Here is a 19849-nt window from a genome sequence, read left to right on the forward strand (position 1 = left end):
CTCATCGAACAGCCCGACCTGGCCGGCATCTACGACCTGACGCTCCTGAACAAGGTCCTCAAGGCCGCCGGCAAGCCCCCGGTCTCCGACGCCGGTCTCGGCGCCAAGTAAGTCCCCAGTCCAGCAACCCCAGGAGGTGACGACCATGGCCACCACACTTGCCAAGGCTGCCGAGGGCACCGCCCAGGAGCAGACCCACGCCGCCCGCATCGAGCACGTCTCGAAGTCCTTCTCCGGCCCGGCCGGATCGCAGCTCGTCCTGGACGACATCAGCCTCGATGTCGCTCCCGGAGAGTTCGTCACCATCCTGGGGGCCTCAGGGTGTGGAAAGTCCACCCTGCTCAACCTCGTCGCCGGACTCGACCAGCCGACCGCGGGGACCATCGCGACCCCCGGCGAACTGGCCCCGCGCCTGCGCGGGGTCGCCAAGGCCGAACGCCGTCCCGAGACCGAGCGGCTGCTGGACCTTGTCCGCCTCGGCGGCGCCTACGGCAAACGCGTCCACGAGCTGTCCGGCGGCATGCGCCAACGCGTGGCCCTGGCCCGGGCCCTCGCCCAGGACAGCCAACTGCTGCTGATGGACGAACCGTTCGCGGCCCTCGCCCGCTGATCTTCAGCCCGGTCGAGCGGTGGGTGCTGCGCAACCGCGGCCGGCTGGTCAAGAGCTGATCAAACGGTCAGCTCGACACCGACCGGCCGCAAGTCCCCGACAGCTCCACCGGCAACATCGGCTTTCGCGTGGCCGCGGACAGCGGCGCGGCCGCCGGGACGACACCGCCGTCTTGACAGCGCCGAGACACGCGGCCATAGGCGGGCTCTGCGAGCAGGACATCGTCTCGACCGGCAAGACCGTGAGCTGCGCGGCCCGGCAGGGGCAGCCAGGACGCCGCCGGTCATCCCTTTTTGGGGACGCCCCGGGTCATGACCGCCTCGCGCACGCGTGCGGCCATCTCGACCGCCTCGTCCGGCGGCAGCGACAGGACACCGTTCTCCGTCATGAGAGCGTGGAACTGCTGCTGAGGATAGGGGACGCCGGCCGGCAGGGCGGCGATGTGCCAGTGCAGATGTGCGTTGCCCTGCTGGCTGCCCAGCGAGTAGAGGTACGTCCGCTCCGGCCCACAGACGACCTCGACGGCAAGGGCGACCTCCCGGACGAACAGCATGAGCCGGTGGTAAGCGCCTTCGTCCAGGTCACGCACAACCGACACGCTTTGCACCTCTCCGCAGGGGATGCACCAGTCTGCCGCCCCCGTACGGGGCACGCGGCCACACCGGGGAGCACCGCGAGCAGCCCGAGGGAATCCTGGCGTTACGCGACGACCGGCGCCGTCCGTTGTTGCCACAACGTGGCAACCGTGTGGCAGTCGAACCAGGCAGCGGCCCCATGGGCGCTGCGATGTCTAGGATCCCCGGCACGTGCCTCCGGCCTTCCGCGCAGGCCCTCCCCCTCTGCCAAGGACCACGATCCGCCATGAGCGATTCCGCCGCCCTGAGCGTGAACGAGGCGTTCTCCCGCCTCCACGAGCTGACCGCCGTCGATGTCCGCACTCCGGGCGAGTTCGCGTCCGGCCACCTGCCGGACGCCGTCAACATCCCCCTCGACCGCATCGGGCGGGCGCTGCCGCATTTCCGGCAGGCCGCCGAGCACAGACCCCTGTTGGTGGTGTGCGCCTCCGGCGCCCGGGCGGAGAACGCCGTTGCCACCCTGGCCTCCCACGGCGTCGACGCGTCGAGCCTCACAGGCGGCACCACCGCCTGGGCAGCCGAGGGGTACCGGCTCGACCGCCCCGAAGGCCGTCCGCGGACCGTCTGGGCCATGGAGCGCCAAGTCCGTTTCACCGCGGGCTCCGTCGTGCTTCTCGGCCTGGCCCTCGGGTTCCTCGTCCACCCGGTCTTCCAGTTGCTGTCCGTGGGAATCGCGGCCGGCCTGGTCTTCTCCGCCCTCAGCAACACCTGCGGCATGGCGGTCGTGCTCGGCAGACTTCCCTTCAACCGGCGGGGGGAAGCACCCCTGGACACCTCGTTCCCGTCCGTTTCTCCCAAGGAGCCCCGCGCGTGACCGCTCCCCCTCCCGGCACGCCGAACCGTCCCGACCCGTACGACGGCTTCGCCGGGCAGGTCGGCCGTACCTTCGCCGAGTCGGAGCCCGCCTGGCCGGAGCGGCGCAGGCCGGACGGCCGCGCCCCGAACGTCGTCGTGGTCCTGGTCGACGACATGGGCTCAGCGACATCGGCCCCTTCGGCTCGGAGATCTCCACACCCGTACTCGACGGGCTGGCCGAAGGCGGTCTGCGCCTGGCCAACTACCACACCATGCCCCTGTGTTCCCCGGCCCGCGCCGCCCTGCTCACGGGCTTGAACCCGCACCGGGTCGGCTACTCGACGGTCGCCAACTTCGATCCCGGATTCCCCGGTTACGGCATGGAGGTCGGCGAGGACATCCCCACGCTGGCCGAGGTCCTGCACGACGCGGGCTACGCCACGTACGCCGTCGGCAAGTGGCACCTCACGCGCGACTCGGCCTCCAACGCCGCCGATAGCCGGCGCAACTGGCCGCTGCAGAAGGGCTTCGACCAGTACTACGGCGTACTGGAGGGCCTGACCAGCCTCTTCCACCCGCACCAGCTCGTCCGCGACAACAGCCCGCTGGACATCGACGGGCCAGACCCACGCGGGCGGCGTGCGTGTGCCGTGCGTCATCTCATGGCCCGAGGGACTGCGGCGGCCCGAGGATGGCGCCGGGGTCCGGCACCAGTACCAGTACGTCACCGACCTCACCCCCACGCTCCTGGAACTCGCGGGCGTGCGGCGCCCGGAACTGTGGCGCTCGCGGCCCGCCCAGAAACTGGACGGCGTCAGCTTCGCGGCCGTCCTGCGCGACGGGCGGACCCCCAGCGCCCACACCGAGCAGTACTGCGAGATGTCGGGCAACCGCAGCTACTACCGCGACGGCTGGAAGCTGGTCACGCTCCACCGTCCCGGCGCACCGTACGACGACGGCGAATGGGCGCTGTACGATCTGCGCACCGACCCGACCGAAACCATCGACGTCGCTCAGGACCACCCGCAAGTGGTGACGGAGCTGGCTGCGGCCTGGGAGTCGGCGGCCTGGCGCAATGGCATCTTCCCTCTGGCCGACGACAGCGGCGCTCTGGCCCGGCGCAACCCCGCCGAGGAGCGGTTCCACCGCCCCCTCACCCTGCTGGCGGGCACACCCGAGCTGGCCGCTCCTCCCGGCTCATTTCGTTCCGCTCCTTCGACGTCACAGTCGACCTCGACGAGCACGCCGCGTCGGACCAGGGCGTGCTGGTCTCGCACGGCGACCAGGGCGGCGGCTACAGCCTGTACGTGGAGGACGGACGGCTGCGGTTCGCCTACAACGAGTACGGGGACCTGCACGAGACCGACGCCGGCCCATTGCCCGCAGGCCGACGGAGGGTCACCCCCTCGGCCACCGCGGTGGAGGGCCTGCGCTGGGAGTTCCGCATCCTGATCGACGGAGTCGAGACCGGCCGGTCGGACAGCGTCCATCAGCTCATCGGGATGGCCCCTCTGCAAGGCATCAGCGTGGGCGTGGACCGCAAGTCCCCGGTCTCCTGGCCCGTCTACGAACGCCACCGCAGCTTCCGCTACACCGGCCGCCTGCGTTCGGTGACCTATACCCCCGGGGCACGGGCGCCCTACGACCCGGCGCTCGTGGCTCGCGTGCTGCGAGAGGCAGCCGCCGTCTTCGAATGACGATGAATGCGCGCGGTCAGAGGACCTTGGAGAGGAAGGCGCGGGTGCGGGCGCGCTGCGGGTCGTCCAGGACCGCTGCGGGCGACCCCTGTTCGACGGCGGCTCCGGCGTCCATGAAGACGACGGTGTCGGCGACCTCGTGGGCGAAGCCGATCTCGTGCGTCACGACGATCACGGTGGTTCCGGCGCGGGCCAGGTCCTTGATGACGTCCAGGGCCTCGCCGACCAGCTCCGGGTCGAGCGCCGAGGTCGGCTCGCCGACGAGCAGTACCTTGGGTTCGAGGGGGCGAGCGCGCGGGCGATGGCCACGCGCTGCCGGGCGGGTGCGGAGTTGGCATTCGCCCGACAGCAACCGGCCGGAACGCGGACCGGCCCGTGGCTTGGCCAGCTCCCGGGTGGCGGGCCCGCTACCGGGTGCGGGCGCTGGTGAGGTCTGCGGCGATGTTGAGGACCCCGTCGGTGCCGGTCATCTCGAAGAGCCTCGCTACTTGAGGTGAGAGGGGACCGGCCAAGACGAGGTGCTGGCGGTGGTGGGCGACGATCAGTGCGTTGAGCATCGAGGAATCGGCGAAACAGACGTGCTCCAAGTCAAGGACGGTACGGGTTATGCCGTCCCGGCAGGCGGCGTCCAGAGCCTGACTCAAGACGCCTTGGGAATCGATGTCGAACTCCCCGGCGCAGGCGATGACGCGGGTGCCGTCCTGATCGGGCAGCGCCCGTACACGAGCAATGACTTCCACGTTTCCCCTTCATCACCTCACGCACCACCTGAGCGGTGGTTGGAACAGGTCTCGTCGCAGCTCAGGCGCACCCCGTATGGGCGAATGTAGCGAGCAGAGATTATACGACTTGTGGGCATGCGAAAATCTGTGTTGCCTCATGCAGAATTTACCGGTGGCCCTAGCTTGCAAGCACTCCGCTCCGCACGAAGGGCCTGACCCACCGGACACCGCCTAGTGGGCGGGGACGCTCGCGCGGGCGAGGACGGACAGGTTGAACGGGCGCAGTGCATCGGCGCGTTCCCACCCTGCCGGGTCTATGATCTCGCGCTGCTGGACGTACGCGATCGGATTCAGCCGGTGCTCGCGCAGGAGGGCATCCATCTGGTCGACGCTCAGGAACGTCCTCCACGGCTCGCCCTGCTCGGCTGCGGCCGCCATGACTGCCTCCGCATACGACTGCCCGGCCTCGTCACGCAGTCCAACCGGCAGGAGGTGCTCCACGATGAGTTCGGTGCCGGGTGAGAAGCCACTGATGACGGCCAGCGTCTGCCCGACCGCCTCCCGGGTGAGGTACATCGTCACCCCGAGCCAGCTGACCAGGGCGGGCCGGCCCGGGTCGAAGCCGGCCCTCACGAGGTGGCCAGCCAGCGAGTGCGCGGACTCCTGCTCGAAGTCAAAAGGGACGAAGACCGCAGACGAGGGCACTTTCGTCCCCGTCGCAACCAGCAGTGCCCGCTTCCACTCCTGGGTCGCGGGCAGGTCAACCTCGAACACTCTGACACGGTCGGCAAGTTCCGACCGATAGGCGAAGGAGTCCAGCCCCGCACCGAGAATCACGTACTGCTCCACGCCCTCGCGGGCCAGCTCGGCCAGCCGGTCCTCCGTATAGCGGCTGCGGGTAACGGCCGTCGTCCGCGCACCGGCCAGGACGGGGTGACCACCATAAGACCGGTGGAACCCGAGGAGTTCCTGGGCACGCTGCCCCAGGAAGGTCTGCGCCAGAGGATCGACGAAGATCGAGGGACTGTCGTCGACAAGGAGATGCGCGGCGCGCGCTGCGGCCGCCATGAGAGCCGTCCGGCTTGGCTGTCCACTGTTCGTCATGCGATCAGACACTACCGGCGACTTTTGACAGTATATCACAAACATATCAATATCGGGAGTGCCTTCGGGTTGTGGTTCAGTAACGAACCGGCCCCCGCTCCCTCGCGGACACACATGCCGGCCGACCGGCGCTGGTGGCCGCCGCGGAGTGGCAGCTGCCGGGCGGCCTGGTCCTCGATGGCGAACTACTGGTCTGGGACGCCGAGGCAGGTCGGCTCTCGTTCGAGGGATTGCAGCGCCGGGCGGCGGCCCGGGGCGTAGCTCCTGGCGCGCCCCGGCCGGGAGCGCCGCGCACTCCCGGGGGACCTGTTCACCGGGCACGTGTCAGCCCAACGTGCCTGTTGGGGCTCCAGGTTCGCGGGTGATGCCCGGGCAGAACGCAGAGCCCGGGACGGTCATCTTCCGGAACTCGGCCTGGGGCGCGGAAGGCACGGCGCACCCTGCAAACACTGGCCGGAGGCGTGGTGCAGCTTTTGTCGCTGTTGTTCATGGGGGTGATCGGCGACCGTACCTGTGCCTGCCCCGTAGTTGTCGGTAGGTGCTCATACTCTGGTTCGACCCCGTCCGGGTGCTGCAGCACAGCTTCTGGAGGGCCGGTTTTTGACGGACCGTCGCCCCCGGCCATCCTGATTCAGTGCGGCGGTCCTGATGGGGTGTTCGCATGCCCGGTAGCGACAAGCCGGAGTCCGACGATTCAGAGGACGAGGGCAGGCCGCACATCCGGGGTGCGAGCCGCAACACCGCTCGCGACGTAGTGTTCGCCGGCGTAGTCCAGGCCTTGCTGGCTGGTCTCGCGGACGAGACTGGGCACTGGTTCCATCCCCGCCAACCCGCCCTGAACAGCTGATCAGCACCTCCCGCACAGCGAGGGAACCTCACCTCGGGACCCGATCGCCCGTCGACTGCCACCCAGCCCGGCAGACTGTCCAAGCCTGTTGGGCGTGCCACACGGTGGTCGGTGGTCACTGCGGCCGGTGGTCAGTACGGCCGGCGATGCCAGGTACCGCGCGATGCCCGTCGGCCGGCAACCGCACGTGGCGACAGCTGCCCGGATCACCGCCTCGAACCCCGCCCGCCGAGCCGGGCACGCTGGCCCCCCAGCTCCACCGCGTGTCCTCGTCGCTGCCGACGACCTCGGCAAGCCCAGGGCCAACCGAGTTACCTAACGGCCGTCACGTAGCTCTCCGTCACTTTCCGTAGTACATGTAAGCGGGGCGTGATCTCGCTGCGCCGGGAGACCGGCGCGTCCCTCCCCGTCTGATCCGACGCAAAGGAATCGTCCATGGCGACGTCGACCGAGCCCGTGACGCCGATCCCGGTACGGGGGCGCTCGCGGGGGAGCGTGCTGATCTCCTGGCTGAGCACCACCGACCACAAGCAGATCGGGCACTTGTATCTGATCGCGTCGTTCGGGTTCTTCATCATCGGCGGTGTACTGGCGCTGCTGTTGCGGGCGGAGCTGGCCCGGCCGGGCATGCAGATCGTCTCCAACGAGCAGTACAACCAGATCTTCACCCTGCATGGCACGCTCATGCTGCTCTTCTTCGCGACCCCGACCTTCGCCGGCTTCGCCAACGCCATCATGCCGTTGCAGATCGGCGCGCCGGACGTGGCGTTTCCGCGGCTGAACATGCTGTCGTTTTGGCTGTTCCTCTTTGGCGGCCTGATCGTCGTGGCCGGTGTGCTCACCCCGAACGGCACCGCGGACTTCGGCTGGACCGCCTACACGCCGCTCAGCACTTCGACGCGCACTCCGTCCATCGGCGGCGACATGTGGATCATGGGCCTGGCCCTGTCCGGGTTCGGCACGATCCTCGGCTCGGTCAACTTCGTCACGACGATCATCTGTATGCGCTCGCCGGGCATGACCATGTTCCGGCTGCCGATCTTCACCTGGAACATCCTGCTGACCTCGGTCCTGGTCCTCTTCGCCTTCCCCGTACTGGCCGCGGCCCTGCTGGTGCTGGAGGCCGACCGCAAGTTCGGCGCGCAGGTCTTCAACCCCGAGAACGGCGGCGCCCTCCTCTGGCAGCACCTGTTCTGGTTCTTCGGGCACCCCGAGGTCTACATCATCGCTCTGCCCTTCTTCGGGATCGTCACCGAGATCATTCCGGTGTTCTCCCGCAAGCCGATCTTCGGGTACCTCGGCCTGGTCGGTGCCACGATCTCCATCGCCGGCCTGTCCCTGACCGTGTGGGCCCACCACATGTTCGCCACTCAGGCGGTACTGCTGCCGTTCTTCTCCTTCATGACGTTCCTGATCGCGGTGCCGACAGGGGTGAAGTTCTTCAACTGGATCGGCACGATGTGGAAGGGGTCCCTCTCTTTCGAGACACCGATGCTCTGGTCCATCGGGTTCCTCGTCACGTTCCTCTTCGGCGGCCTGACCGGCATCATCCTGGCCTCGCCCCCGATGGACTTCCAGGTCACCGACTCCTACTTCGTGGTGGCCCATTTCCACTACGTGGTCTTCGGGACGGTCGTCTTCGCCATGTTCGCCGGGTTCTACTTCTGGTGGCCGAAGATGACCGGCACGATGCTCGACGAACGCCTGGGAAAGATCCACTTCTGGACCCTGTTCGTCGGTTTCCACATGACCTTCCTCGTCCAGCACTGGCTCGGCGCCGAGGGCATGCCGCGCCGGTACGCGGACTACCTCGCCGCCGACGGCTTCACCGCACTGAACTCCCTCTCCTCCATCGGCGCGTTCCTCCTCGGGGCCTCCACGCTGCCGTTCTTCTACAACGTGTGGAAGACAGCCAAGTCCGCGCCCCGCGTCGACGTCGACGACCCGTGGGGATTCGGCCGCTCCCTGGAATGGGCCACTTCCTGCCCACCTCCCCGACACAACTTCGTCACCCTGCCCCGCGTGCGGTCCGAATCGCCGGCCTTCGACCTCCACCACCCCGAGATCGCCGCCCTCGACTACGCGGGCAACCCCAAGCGCGACGTCATCGACCAGGACGGGGCTTCCGGTCCTCGAGGGTCGCTTTCCGGGTTGGGTCCGGACCAGGCCGAATAGCCGGAGAACCGTGCCGATGAGCGAGCGCTCGGATGAAACGCCCGCGGGGCTGGCCCGGATCGAGGGATTCTTGATGAGCCAGGCAGCCCTTCTGGAGGCACGTGAGAAAGGGCAGGCCTTCGCCGGCGCCCTGACCTGGCTCGGGCCCGGCGAACAGGACGAGATCAGCCACCGATTCGCGCAACACCATCTGGCCCTGCGCAAGGAGATGCTCGCCGCGACAGTGGCACGCGCCGAAGAACTCAAAGCGGAGTACAGCCACCGATACGACCACCTGCGCTGGCGCATCACCTGCCTGGCATTGATCGCCCTCGGCCTCTACACCGTCGCTGTGGCCCTGCTCTGCCGTCCTTGACGCTGACGGCCCCGCGGAAGGCGGTCACATGACATCCGGTCCAGCCGTCAGACGACCGAACGACCGTGCGTCTGCAACGGCGGCTCCGCCGGCGTCGTTGTTGAAGTAGGCGAAGACGTCCGCCTCCCGGGGCCAGGCGTCCGCGATCCGGTTCGCCCAGCTCCTCAGGGCCGCCCGACCGTACCGGGGCGCGGGCTGGGCACGGCCTTCGTGGAAGCGAACGTATCCCCAGTCGGCCGTCCGCCACAGCGGTGTCACCGGCCGCGACCGGCGGTCGGCCCAGCACAGGGCGGCGCCGCGGCCGACGAGCACGGAGCGTATTTCCGCAGTCCACCACGACGCGTGCCGTGGTTCGACGGCGATGCGCATGCCGATGGGAAAGCAGGCGAGGCAGGCGTCGAGCGCGGCAGCGTCGGCGCGGAGCGTGGGCGGCAGCTGGAGCAGGACCGGACCGAGCCGGTCGCCCAGGGGAGCGGCGTGCTCCATGAGCCGTCGGACCGGCTCCGCCGGTTCACGCAGGCGTTTGACGTGCGTCAGGAAACGACTCGCCTTCACGGCCATGACGAAGCCGGGTGGAGTCCGTGCACGCCACTGCGTGAACGTTTCGGGCGATGGCAGCCGATAGAAGGCGTTGTTGAGCTCCACGGTGGGGAAGTGCTGTGTGTACTCCTCCAGCCACAGCCGTTGTGGCCGGTCCGACGGGTAGAGAACGCCCGACCAGTCCCGATACTGCCATCCGGAGGTGCCGACGAAAACGGCCATATGGTCCGCCTTCCCTCCCGCGCGCTGCGCATACCCAGCAGTGGGTACCCTCGCTGACCGCCAGCTGGGCCGCCGTCTGCCCGGCCCGGTTCTCCGTCGTGCGCCCTTCTCGGGCGGATCAGGGGTGGGTCTCACGCCGACGGGCCGGGGCGCCGCCCGAACGCACCCTGCGCGTGTCGAGTCGCCGACCCGGGGCGGCAAAATCCCAAGAGGGTGGGTGTTGCAGCAGCCAGACAAGAGGCGCGTAACGCCTCGCCCCCACGTCGGGGCACGTCCCGCGCGCTGCGTCCGTGAAGGACCGCATTTGGCAACGTCGACCGGGCCCGTCACGCCGATTTCCGGTACCGGGACGGTCCAGGGCAGCGTCCTGATCGCGTGGCTGACCACGACAGACCACAAGGACATCCGTCGGCTGGTCGGCCTCTGGCGGCGACCTCGGCGACCTCGGCGTCCTCCCCTGACGGTGCGCATCCTGTTCACTGGGCTGGCCAGTGCTCCAGGGCGGCAGTAGGAGTCTGCGCAGGCGGCGGGGTACGGCCGTGGTGCGGTGCGAGCTGTCCTGGCGGGACCCGGCCCAGGACGGCGACTGGCCGCCTTCCTCACACGTCACTTCGGCCGGCTGCGTGGGGATGAGGCGTCGAAAGGAGGGCAGGCCCCCTTTGTAACGTCCAAACGCCACTTCACCAGGAGGAGCCTTGAGTGACTTCCAGGATGCGAGCCGCCCGGACGAGAGCAGGACCACGGCGGTAGCACACACTGTTCAGGACAAGGCCGGCGAGGGTGTGTCGCTGGTCGGTGGCAAAGCCGCCGAAGTGGGCGGTACGGCAAAGGAGCAGGCGGGCAACGTGGTCGGCGAGGCCACCGCGCAGGCCCGGGATCTCGTCGGAGAGCTCCGCACTCAGCTGACCGGTCAGGCCGAGACCCAGACCCAAAGGCTGGCGGAGAACGTGCGCCGCCTCTCGCAGGAGCTGCGGGAACTGGGCGAGAACGGCGAGCCCGACTCCACCATGGCGGACGTGGCCCGGCAGATTGCCGACGGCGGCCACCAGATGGCCGCCCATGTGGAGAAGCGGGGCCCCGACGGGCTGATCAGCGACCTGCAGAGCTTCGCGCGCCGCCGCCCGGGCGTCTTCCTCGCGGGCGCGGCGCTGGCAGGCTTCGTCGTCGCGCGAGCTGGCAAGGGTGTGAGCGCGGCCGCCTCGTCGGATACCTCCGGCAGCTCCTCAGTGGCGCGCGCCCAGCAGAGCGGCGTCCCAGCCGGTTACGAGGACCCCCTCGACACCCACGGGCAGTCGCAGCCGCCGCACGTCACCCCGGCGCCGCCGACCTACCCACCGGCGAGCTCCCCGCCCTACGTCAGCCCGTCGCAGCCAGGGGGAGGGATCTGAGCATGGCCATCTCCTCCCACGAACGACCGGCGACGCCCGCCCCACCCTCACGGCCGGCGGCATCTGAGCAGTCCATCGGTGATCTGATCGGTGAGATCGGCCAGGACATGTCGCAGCTGGTGCGAGACGAGATCGAGCTGGCCAAAGCCGAGATCAAGCAGGAGTCCGCGAAGGCGGGCAAGGCGGTCGGCATGCTGGGCGGGGCCGGTTACGCGGGGCATGTGGTGCTGCTGTTCGGCAGCCTGGCCCTCGTCTTCGCCCTTGCCAACGTGATGGACCCGGCATGGGCCGCCCTGATCGTCACCCTCCTTTGGGCCGTGGTGGGCGGGGTCCTGTACGTGATGGGCCGGGGGCGCCTGCGCACCGTCAACCTGAAGCCGGAACAGACCGTCGAGACCTTGAAGGAGGATGCCCGATGGGCACGACACCCGACGAGCTGACGAACGATGTGGAATACCGGCGCGCGCACTTGGCGCGCAACGTCAACATCCTGGCGGACAGGATGACCCCGAGCAAGGTGGCCCAGCGCAAGGTCGACTCGATGCGCCACCGGGTGAGCGGAGTGAAGGAGCGCGTGATGGGCACGGCACACGACGCTGCGCACGGTACCTCCGGGAGCCTGCACCAGGCTACGGACAGCCTCACGGATACGGCCAAGGAAGTCGGTGGCAACGTGCAGGAGAGCTTCCAGCAGGCCCCCGCCCAGATCAAGCGACAGACCCAGGGCAGCCCGCTGGCCGCCGGCCTGATGGCCTTCGGCGCCGGCATGCTCGCGGCCGCACTCCTGCCGACCACCGAGGCCGAGGAGCGCGCGGGCCAGCAACTGCGCGAGCACTCGGACGAGTTGCTGGAACCCGTCAAGCAGACCGCCCTCCATGCCGCCCAAGAGGTCCGGGAAGAGCTGAAGGAACCGGTCGCAAACGCCGTGGGATCGGTGAAGGACACGGCTCAGGAGGCCGTATCCACCACGACCGAGCACGCGCAGAACGCAGGACAAGAAACCGCCGACGAACTGCGCCAGGTAGGACGGGAAACCGCCGACGAGGTACGCACCGACCCCGGAGCACAGCGTCCTCCCGCGTAAGGCAGACGAGTGGCCCGAGCGAGCCTGCCAGCGTGTTCGCCAGGGTCGGTGCCCAGCAGAAGCGAAGACCCAGCTCCCGCTCAGCACCGCAAGTTTCCACGTGGCTCCAGATGAGGCGGGCCCGAAACCAGCACAGTGGTTCGGGCCCGCCGTCGTGCGTCCCCCCATGGCCCCGGCTGGCCTGGCTCTCTGAGCCGTGGAGGAGCACCTGAGCGGCAGGCGGGATGGCCGCGGACGCTTGTGCTTGGCGTCGAGGCTCTACGCGCCCTCGTCGTAGGTGTGTGTCCTGGGCCTCCTCGGTGCGGATGCGGGTCTGCCCGGACGGTCCGCGAGGAGTGGGCCGCCAGACGGCGGGTAGGCGCCGGACAGTCCCGGCCGCCCTGCCGACTACGCGGCACCCGGCCTTCGCTGCGAGGAGGCAGACATGTCCGCACACGTTCCAGACCCAGACCCAGACCCGCGGAACACGTCCCGACCGTACGACGGCGGCGTACCGCCGGGCGAGACTCCGCCCGGTGAGTCGAGCACCGGCTCCGGCGCGGGCCCGTACCGCCCCCTCACCCGCGGCTGGGCCAAGGGCCCCCTCGTGCTGATCTGCTTGCTGGCCCTGGTCTGCGCCCTCTTCTTCCTTGCCTACGCCGTCATGCTGAACTTCTGAGCGGGGCCGGCAGGGACGGCACAGCCGAGGTCGACCGGCCCTCCGGCCCTCCGGCCTTCCGGTCGGGCACGGGCGCGGGTGCTGCGGCTCCCCTGCGTGGTGGGGAGCCGCAGCGGCGAGCGGGACAGTGGTCAGCTGTGGTCGTGGCCGTAGTACTGGCCGAGCTGGCCGCGGTACGCGGGGTCGCCGCGGTGCTTGTCCTTGTCGTACTCGGGGGACTCCTTGATCTGGTCCTTGGTGAGGTTGACGTGGATCTTCTCGTCCTTCACGTCGACGCGGACGACGGTGCCGGCAGGGATCAGGACATGCTTGCCGAAGATCCAGGGCCCGGTGTCCACGACGATGTAGGACGCGCCGACGTCCTCGGTGTGCTCGTCGACCTTGCCGATATGGCCGTCACTGGCTTCGACCTTGAAGCCGATCAGACGGGTCCCCGGCGTGTAGTTCGACTCGGGGTTGTAGCTCCACATGTCTGCGCTCACAGGATGCTCCTCTTCTCTGCTGGGGCGGGGTGGGAATGAGCATGTGATCCCTGCCCGCTCGGGCAGCCTGCGTGACGCGTGACTACGTCGGGCGCCACACGACTGCCACCCCAACAGCCCAGCGGGTGCCGTCTCCCGACCGGGCCCGCCTACGGGGGCGGGGGGTCCCCACTGCGGCATGGCGGTCCCGCCGTGGCCGGTGGGATGGGACGGGAGCAGAGGTCACCTGAGCGCCCGACCGGGTTCACCGCAGTCACCTCACGAAGCCAGGCGTCAAGCCAGGCCGTAGGCCGGGCGGGGGAAGCATCGGCACGCCGGACCGCGGACCGCTACAGGCGCGACGGCATTTCCGATAGATAGCGGCCGTGATCATCGGTTACTGCAGGACAACTGCCGCCCGCCGCAGGTGCGCGGGCGGAACCGGACTTCCCTTCAGGGCTGAAGGGGGGAGCCCGTGTCGACGAGACGGCTTCTCGGAATGAACCGACCGGTGGGGCGCGCCCCGCGCGGCTGGTTGCGCGCGCTCCTCCTCGCGCTCACCCTGGCACTCGCCGTGGCCGCGCCCGCCGCTGCGGCGCCCCCCGAACCGCGTCCCAGTGCCCCGCCCACCGCGGGCAGTCCATCGCCGTGGGACGGCGAGGCGAAGCTGTCGCGAGCCGAGGTGAAGCAGCGGGTGGACGTGAGCGCGCTGCCCCGGCCCAAGCGCACCGCCGAGCCGCAGGCACGCCCCTACCTGGCCCCTCCGAAGCGGCGGGCGCCCGTGGGACCGATGCGGCAGCCGAGCCTGCCGGTCACCACGGCGCTGCTGACTCCGAAGGACACGACGGCGCTGAAGGCGGCGCCTTCCACGGCCGTCGTGGAGCGGCTGAAGACGTTCTCCACGCTCGGGAACGGGGACAACGACGCCGCCTCGCAGACCGCTCCCTCCGACACCAATCTCGCGGTCGGGCCCACCTACATCGTCCAGTTCGTCAACCGTGCCGGCCAGATCTACGACAAGGCCGGCAATGCGGTGGGCTCGCCCTTCGACCTGGGCACCTTCTTCGGGTTCGCGGCGGACACGGGCGGGGACCCGCGGGTGCACTACGACGCGGGGTCCGGCAGGTTCTTCGCGTCGTACGAGGGGCTCCTGGCCGGCGGTGACGAGAACGACGTCGCGGTCAGTGACAGCTCCGACCCCCGGGGACACTGGACCGTCTACAACGTCGGCAGCAACACCTCCAACGTCCTGCAGGACCGGCCGCTCCTTGGATACACCAACGACAAGGTCACGCTGGCCTGGAACAACTTCGACCAAAGCGCGCCCGCGCCGTCGCCGTTCCTGGGCGCGGTGAACGTCGTCGTCAACAAGGCGGACCTGCTGGCCGGTGGCACGATCAACTTCACGACGTTCGCACAGGACACCACCCTGGACGACGCCGTACCGGCCACGTCGCTGTCGGCGATCAACGACCAGCTCTCGATGAAGCACGACGGCACCAACGTGATGGTGACCACGATCACCGGCGTGCCGGGCGTCAGCGCGGTCAACCGCACCGTGAACACCATCGCCATCGGAACCGCCGACCCGCCGCCGGCGGCGGCCCAGCCGGCCGGGGGTGATGCCACGATCGAGACCAACGACGACCGGATGCTGTCGGTCGCCTGGCAGAACAACCGCCTGTGGGGCGTCTTCAACGTTGGCTGTACCCCCATCGGAGACACCGCGGTCCACGCCTGCCAGCGCTTCATCCAGGTCGCGACCGGCGGCAGCCAAAGTCTGTCGACCAACCTCAACCTCGGCCTCGTGGGCGGGGACATCTACTACGGCTCGCTGACCCTGAATGACGAGGACGACCTGTTCGCGGGATTCACCGCCTCCTCGTCCACCCTGTTCGCCGGCGGGGTCGCGATCGGAGTGCCGGGCGGCAACTTCCCGGCCGCCACCTTCGGCGACTTCTACGCGGCGGGCACGCAGGCCTACACGTGCGCTTGCAACGGCGCCCCCCGCTGGGGCGACTACTCGGGCACCGCGCGCGACCCGAGCAATCCCAAGGACGTGTGGACGGTCCAGCAGATCGGAGCCACCGGCAACACCGGGATCTTCGGCGGCGACTGGGGCACCGCGATGGACCGCGTCACGCTGTCCCCGCCCACCGTCACCGCCGTCACCCCGAACCACGCGCCCGAACTGGCGCAGTGCGTCAACACCGTGACCGTACGGGGAACGGAATTCCCCACGAGCGGCACCACCGTCAAATTCGGCTCCGTGGCCGCCACGAACGTGAACGTCACCGGGCCGGAGGAACTGACCGCGCAGGTGCCCCCGCAGGCACGGGGCACGGTGGACGTCACCGTGACCACCCCCGACGGCACCAGCCCGATCACCGCCGCCGACCGGTTCACCTACGACGCGGACACGACCGCCCCGACCGCCTCCGCGAGCATCTCGCCCGCACCCAACGGCGCAGGCTGGAACACCACCAGCCCGGCCACCGTCAACATCAGCGCCAGTGAGGGAGCCTGCGCCTCCGGCGTCCAGAAGATCACCTACAGCGCGAGCGGCGCCCAGCCGATCGCCTCCACCGTCGTGTCGGGCGCGAACGCCTCCGTCCCGATCACGGTGAACGGCGTGACCACAGTGACGTACACCGCCACCGACAACTCCGGCAACACCTCCGCGCCGACGATCACCGTTCGGCTCGACACGGTGGCGCCGACGATCACCATCGTCCGACCGACCGCGGGCACCTATCTGTACCGCCAGCCGGTCACCGCGTCCTACTCGTGCACGGACGCCACCTCCGGGATGGCGAGCTGCGTCGGCACGGTCCCCAACAGCAGCCCCATCAACACCTCGGCCCTTGGCTCGCACACCTTCACGGTCAACGCCAAGGACATCGCCACGAACCCGTCCACCAAGAGCGTCACCTACAACGTGGCGTACCGCATCTGCCTCCTCTACGACCCGAACCGCCCGGTCCGCCTTCTCGGCCAGGTCGTGATCAGCCTGCGGATCTGCGACGCGAACGGCAACAACCTCTCCAACTCCGGCATTACCGTGACGGCCACCCGCATCACCGGCCCCGTCACAAGGACGGTCGGCGCCCGGATGCCCTACACCCCGCTGGCTTCCGGCTACAGCCTCCCCCTCAGCACGCGGGGGCTGCCGAACGGCAACTACTACCTCGAATTCACCATCAGCGGAGCAGACACCACCACCCACGTAGCACCCTTCACCCTGCGCTGACACCCACAGCCCCCTCACGAGCACACCGGCCCGGCCCCGCACTCGGGGCCGGGCCGCCGGGACACGGCACGGGCCCCGGCGGAGTGATCTCCGACGGGGCCCGTCCGGTGCGACCGGTCAGCCTCTGTTCAACGGCTCAGTCGCGGGTGTCGTCCGGCCGGTCGTCCCGCTCCGCCGTACGGACCGCCAGCAGGGCGCTCTCCAGGGCCTCGCGCAGGAACGGCCGCGCGTCCGCGACGTCGGCCTTCTCCAGGAGCACGGACAGGAAGTCCGCGTCCGGGTATCCGGCGGCTTCGGCCCGTGTGGCCCACGCCTGCGACCACACGCAGATCATCATCTCGTTGCAAGCCCTGGCCCGCTCCACATCGACCGCGCCGGCCTCGGCGAAGGCGCCGCGGGCCGCGACGCCGAGCCGGTGACCCAGCGCCAGCAGGAACAGTTCCCTGGAATCCGATCCCAGCGCGGCCCGGACGTCCTCGCGCACGCTCACTGGTCCATGTCCCAGAAGTCCTCGTCCGTCATCTTCTTGCCTTCGGTGTAGGACTCGCGGGGGAGCGAGTCGACGTCGTACCCGCGGGACCGGAGGACCGCGACCCGGGTGTTCCCGTTCATGATGGTGCCGTCCGCCTTGGCGATCAGCGGCTCCTGCCCGCCACTGCGCAGCGAGAAGACGATGTCCTCGGTGTCCTGCTTGTGCCAGAAGTCCAGCGAGCTCTTGGCGAGTGAGCTGTCCGGGTGCAGCGACTTGAGCGGCGGTCCGCAGGGCTTCGTGTTGTGGACCAGGACCGGGGTCGGCCCGGCCAGCACGTAGAAGGTGTGCAGGCCGTCGACGGTCAGATTGTAGGCGGGCTGGAGGGTCGTCCAGTGGCGCACCGCGCTGATGCGCACGCTCGTGCCGTCGTCCGTGCGCAGTTCCTCACCGGCGGTGAGCTCGGCCGCGTCCTTCCACGCCTTCGCGGTCTGCGACCAGAAGGGGTGGTGGTCGGTGGCCGTGAGCAGCCCCCCGCCGGCCAGGGTGAGATCGGTGAAGTCACGGTCGTCCGGCGTGTAGATGGTCGCGGTGACACGGCGCGGACCGGCCACGCCCGTCTCGGGGTCGGTGGCGAGGACCATGTCCCCGATCCTGACCTGTTCGATCGGACGGGTGGAGCCGTCGCCCAGCAGCACCCGGGTCCCGGCCGGGAAGCTGTTGGCGGCGCCGATCAGGCACTCCGTCACCTTCTTCAGACGGCGTGACTCGGCCGCGGCCTCGACGCCCTCCAGGCCCCACTTGAGGACCTTGGCGCCCTTGCCGACCGGCAGCACGCCGACGACGGCCATCGCGCAGTCGCCGAAGTTGGGGTCCTCGATGCACTTCTTGATGTCGGCGATGCCAGTGAGCTCGAAGACGAGGTCCCGGATGGCGGGGTCGATCTCGGGCATCTCCAGCACCGAGTCACCGGGTGCCATCAGGCAGTTGCGCCAGCCGAACTCCTCACGGGTCAAGTGCGGGATGCAGCGTCGCGGCTCCTTCTTCTTCGCCGTCTCCTGTTCCTTCTTACGCAGTTCCTCGGCCTTGCGACGTGCCTCGGCCTCTTCGGCCTCGCGCTTCTTCTGGACTTCGCCCCAGGCCTGGAGGGCCAGGCTGGTGGCTTCTTCGGCGCTCTTGCCCGCGGCGGTGGCGTGGCTGCGGGCGAGGGTGGCGGAGTCGTTGGCCTCGACGGCCGACTGGCGGGCGTACTGGGCGGAGAACTCGGCCTGGGCGGCGGAGTCTGCCGCAGCCTTGGCGTCGGCGTCCGCCCGGGCGGCGGCGGCGCGCGCGGTGCTGGCGGACTTGGCGGCCTGGTTGGCGCTGGTCTGCGCGGCGTTGGCGGAGTTGGTGGCGTCGGTGGCGTACTTCCCGGCCGCCTCAGCGGACTTCTTCGCCTCGTTGTAGGCGTTGTTGGCCTCGGCCGAGGCCTGGTTGGCCTTCGCGGCGGCTTCCGCGGCCTTCCAACGGTTCTGCTGGGCCTTCGCGGCGATCACGGAGGCCTCGGCGATGAGCCGGTCGACCTGGTTCACGTGGTGCGCGGCGAGCTGGTCCTTGCGGTCGGCCATGTACTGGCCGACCGTGACGAACTCGTGCAGCTGGTCGGCGGGACCGGCCAGCGCGATCTTCGCCGCGGCCTTCACCTCCGGGCCGCCGGCCGTCACCAGCTTGGAGGCGATGACCTCCTCGTCGGTTCGGCGTGCCGTGTACTGGCCGACGTTGACGAACGAGCTCATCGCCTGGCCGGTTCCCTTGGCAAGGGCCGCCCTCGAGGCGTCCTTCACGCTCGGACCGCCGGTGTTGTTGATCTGCGAGACTCGCACCGCCAAGTCATCAGTACCACTGACGTACTGACCGCTGGCGTAGAAGTCCGCGACCTGCTGGTCACTGCCTTTCAGCGCGTTCGCCGCGGCGGTACGCACCCCCGGGTAGGGGCTCTGGGTGCTGAGCTGGTAGACCCGCTCGTGGACCTCGTGGCCGCCGGCCCGGTTCCAGCCGCTCCGCAGGTACTCCACCACGGCTGCGTCGGTACCGGCGAGGGCGCGTCCCGCCTCTTCCTGGCTCCAGGGGCCCCGGAGCTTGAGGGCCTTGAGCGCGAGGGCCCGGCCCTTGGCGGCGGTCGCCTTCACGTCGACGTCGGGCTTGTCCGCTTCGGCCTTGAGGGCCGTCGCGGTGGTGTTGAGCGCGAGGACGTCGAGCTGCTCGGCGGCGGCCTTCGCCACGTACTCCTCAGCCTGGGCCTTGCGGGACTTGGCGCGCTCGATGGCGGTCTCGGTGCGGGTGGCCAGGTCGGCCGCCTCCGCGTCCCTGGCGATGGCGAAGACCTTCTTGGCCGTCTCCACGGCCGCGCCGGCCGCGTCCGCCGCGGTCTTCGCCGCGGCCGCGTGCTTGTTGGCCTGCTCGGCGGCTGCCGCCGACTCACCGGCGTGCTTGGCGGCCTCTTCGGCGGCGCCGGCGGCGTTGTCGGCGTGGGTGGCGGCCGAGCGGGCGGCGTCGCGGGCCTCAGCGGCGGCACCCGCGGAGCGGGCCGCGAGCGCGGTGGCGCTGTCGGCGGCGCGGTTGGCGGCGTTGGCGTGGCGGCGGGCGTCGGCGGCGGCGTTGCGCGCCTCGGCCGAGTGGTTGCCCGCCGCGTCGGCGTAGTCGTTGGCCTGCTCGGCAGCCGAAGCCGCCGCGTCCGCGTTGGCCCCCGCGCTGCGGGAGGCAGCGGCGGCGTCACCGGCGGCGGAGGAGGCGATGCGGGCCTGGTCGGCAGCGGCGGCCGAATCGCGGGCCAGGGCGGCGGCGGCGCGGGCGGTGGC

At 69.7% G+C, this 19849-nt stretch carries 15 protein-coding genes and 3 pseudogenes; 10 read left to right on the top strand and 8 right to left on the bottom strand.

Features of this window, described 5'->3' with window-relative positions:
- Positions 1-136: 136 nt before the first annotated feature.
- A pseudogene (locus ACFWB8_RS33690) lies at positions 137-601 on the top strand (ABC transporter ATP-binding protein); the annotation flags it as partial.
- 292 nt (positions 602-893) lie between these two features.
- On the opposite strand, the gene ACFWB8_RS33695 reads toward ACFWB8_RS33690, so the two are convergent.
- Positions 894-1208, bottom strand: coding sequence for a hypothetical protein (locus ACFWB8_RS33695; protein WP_385235987.1), 315 nt, complete (start codon positions 1206-1208; stop codon positions 894-896).
- A 263-nt stretch (positions 1209-1471) separates the two neighbouring features.
- Between ACFWB8_RS33695 and ACFWB8_RS33700 the strand changes: the two genes are divergently transcribed.
- Positions 1472-2059 carry a rhodanese-like domain-containing protein gene (locus tag ACFWB8_RS33700; RefSeq protein WP_385235990.1) on the top strand — a complete coding sequence of 196 codons (588 nt, stop codon included), beginning with the start codon at positions 1472-1474 and terminating at the stop codon, positions 2057-2059.
- Between the two features lie 119 nt (positions 2060-2178).
- Positions 2179-3737: pseudogene (locus ACFWB8_RS33705) on the top strand (sulfatase-like hydrolase/transferase); the annotation flags it as partial.
- A gap of 16 nt (positions 3738-3753) precedes the next feature.
- Here the strand turns inward: ACFWB8_RS33705 and ACFWB8_RS33710 are convergent.
- The 3 genes and pseudogenes from ACFWB8_RS33710 to ACFWB8_RS33720 form a co-directional block, all read right to left on the bottom strand.
- Positions 3754-4067, bottom strand: a pseudogene (locus ACFWB8_RS33710) (ectoine/hydroxyectoine ABC transporter ATP-binding protein EhuA); the annotation flags it as partial.
- Between the two features lie 77 nt (positions 4068-4144).
- Positions 4145-4477, bottom strand: coding sequence for an STAS domain-containing protein (locus ACFWB8_RS33715; protein WP_385235993.1), 333 nt, complete (start codon positions 4475-4477; stop codon positions 4145-4147).
- Between the two features lie 213 nt (positions 4478-4690).
- Positions 4691-5527, bottom strand: coding sequence for a class I SAM-dependent methyltransferase (locus ACFWB8_RS33720; RefSeq protein WP_385235996.1), 837 nt, complete (start codon positions 5525-5527; stop codon positions 4691-4693).
- Positions 5528-6845: 1318 nt separating this feature from the next.
- On the opposite strand from ACFWB8_RS33720, the gene ctaD reads away from it, so the two are divergent.
- A complete protein-coding gene (gene ctaD / locus ACFWB8_RS33725; protein WP_385235999.1) occupies positions 6846-8585 on the top strand; it encodes a cytochrome c oxidase subunit I in 1740 nt (579 codons plus the stop codon).
- Positions 8586-8601: 16 nt separating this feature from the next.
- Positions 8602-8940, top strand: a complete 339-nt coding sequence (locus ACFWB8_RS33730; protein ID WP_385236002.1) for a hypothetical protein — start codon at positions 8602-8604, stop codon at positions 8938-8940.
- A 24-nt stretch (positions 8941-8964) separates the two neighbouring features.
- On the opposite strand, the gene ACFWB8_RS33735 is transcribed toward ACFWB8_RS33730, so the two are convergent.
- Positions 8965-9702, bottom strand: a complete 738-nt coding sequence (locus ACFWB8_RS33735; protein WP_385236005.1) for a DUF72 domain-containing protein — start codon at positions 9700-9702, stop codon at positions 8965-8967.
- Between the two features lie 695 nt (positions 9703-10397).
- Between ACFWB8_RS33735 and ACFWB8_RS33740 the strand changes: the two genes are divergently transcribed.
- From ACFWB8_RS33740 to ACFWB8_RS33755, 4 genes are all read left to right on the top strand, one after another.
- Positions 10398-11090 (top strand): hypothetical protein, encoded by a 693-nt coding sequence (locus ACFWB8_RS33740; RefSeq protein WP_385236008.1) that lies wholly within the window; start codon positions 10398-10400, stop codon positions 11088-11090.
- A gap of 2 nt (positions 11091-11092) precedes the next feature.
- Positions 11093-11530 (top strand): phage holin family protein, encoded by a 438-nt coding sequence (locus ACFWB8_RS33745; protein WP_385236011.1) that lies wholly within the window; start codon positions 11093-11095, stop codon positions 11528-11530.
- Entirely contained in the window at positions 11506-12174 is a 669-nt protein-coding gene (locus ACFWB8_RS33750) for a DUF3618 domain-containing protein (protein ID WP_385236014.1), read from the top strand. Before ACFWB8_RS33745 ends, ACFWB8_RS33750 begins: the two co-directional genes overlap by 25 nt.
- Before the next feature lie 424 nt (positions 12175-12598).
- On the top strand, positions 12599-12832 hold the full coding sequence (locus ACFWB8_RS33755) for a DUF6480 family protein (RefSeq protein ID WP_385236017.1): 234 nt from the start codon (positions 12599-12601) through the stop codon (positions 12830-12832).
- 131 nt (positions 12833-12963) lie between these two features.
- Here ACFWB8_RS33755 and ACFWB8_RS33760 read toward each other — a convergent pair whose 3' ends face one another.
- Positions 12964-13314 carry a PRC-barrel domain-containing protein gene (locus tag ACFWB8_RS33760; protein ID WP_385236020.1) on the bottom strand — a complete coding sequence of 117 codons (351 nt, stop codon included), beginning with the start codon at positions 13312-13314 and terminating at the stop codon, positions 12964-12966.
- 478 nt (positions 13315-13792) lie between these two features.
- On the opposite strand from ACFWB8_RS33760, the gene ACFWB8_RS33765 reads away from it, so the two are divergent.
- Positions 13793-16543, top strand: coding sequence for an IPT/TIG domain-containing protein (locus ACFWB8_RS33765; protein WP_385236023.1), 2751 nt, complete (start codon positions 13793-13795; stop codon positions 16541-16543).
- A 136-nt stretch (positions 16544-16679) separates the two neighbouring features.
- Here ACFWB8_RS33765 and ACFWB8_RS33770 read toward each other — a convergent pair whose 3' ends face one another.
- Both ACFWB8_RS33770 and ACFWB8_RS33775 read right to left on the bottom strand, forming a co-directional pair.
- Entirely contained in the window at positions 16680-17027 is a 348-nt protein-coding gene (locus tag ACFWB8_RS33770) for a hypothetical protein (protein WP_385236026.1), read from the bottom strand.
- A gap of 2 nt (positions 17028-17029) precedes the next feature.
- Positions 17030-19849: polymorphic toxin-type HINT domain-containing protein (locus tag ACFWB8_RS33775; RefSeq protein WP_385236029.1), on the bottom strand; the 2820-nt coding region annotated here is incomplete at its 5' end.

Origin of the sequence: Streptomyces sp. NPDC060031, assembly GCF_042736805.1 — a bacterium.
Classification (GTDB): Bacteria; Actinomycetota; Actinomycetes; order Streptomycetales; family Streptomycetaceae; genus Streptomyces.

What these genes read in the sequence shown, in the direction of transcription:
- ACFWB8_RS33750 (WP_385236014.1), top strand. Translation starts at nt 11,506, where the DNA reads ATGGGCACGACACCCGACGAGCTGACGAACGATGTGGAATACCGGCGC.
- ACFWB8_RS33765 (WP_385236023.1), top strand. Translation starts at nt 13,793, where the DNA reads ATGAACCGACCGGTGGGGCGCGCCCCGCGCGGCTGGTTGCGCGCGCTC.
- ACFWB8_RS33720 (WP_385235996.1), bottom strand. Translation starts at nt 5,527, where the DNA reads ATGGCGGCCGCAGCGCGCGCCGCGCATCTCCTTGTCGACGACAGTCCC.
- ACFWB8_RS33700 (WP_385235990.1), top strand. Translation starts at nt 1,472, where the DNA reads ATGAGCGATTCCGCCGCCCTGAGCGTGAACGAGGCGTTCTCCCGCCTC.
- ctaD (WP_385235999.1), top strand. Translation starts at nt 6,846, where the DNA reads ATGGCGACGTCGACCGAGCCCGTGACGCCGATCCCGGTACGGGGGCGC.
- ACFWB8_RS33745 (WP_385236011.1), top strand. Translation starts at nt 11,093, where the DNA reads ATGGCCATCTCCTCCCACGAACGACCGGCGACGCCCGCCCCACCCTCA.
- ACFWB8_RS33755 (WP_385236017.1), top strand. Translation starts at nt 12,599, where the DNA reads ATGTCCGCACACGTTCCAGACCCAGACCCAGACCCGCGGAACACGTCC.
- ACFWB8_RS33735 (WP_385236005.1), bottom strand. Translation starts at nt 9,702, where the DNA reads ATGGCCGTTTTCGTCGGCACCTCCGGATGGCAGTATCGGGACTGGTCG.
- ACFWB8_RS33730 (WP_385236002.1), top strand. Translation starts at nt 8,602, where the DNA reads ATGAGCGAGCGCTCGGATGAAACGCCCGCGGGGCTGGCCCGGATCGAG.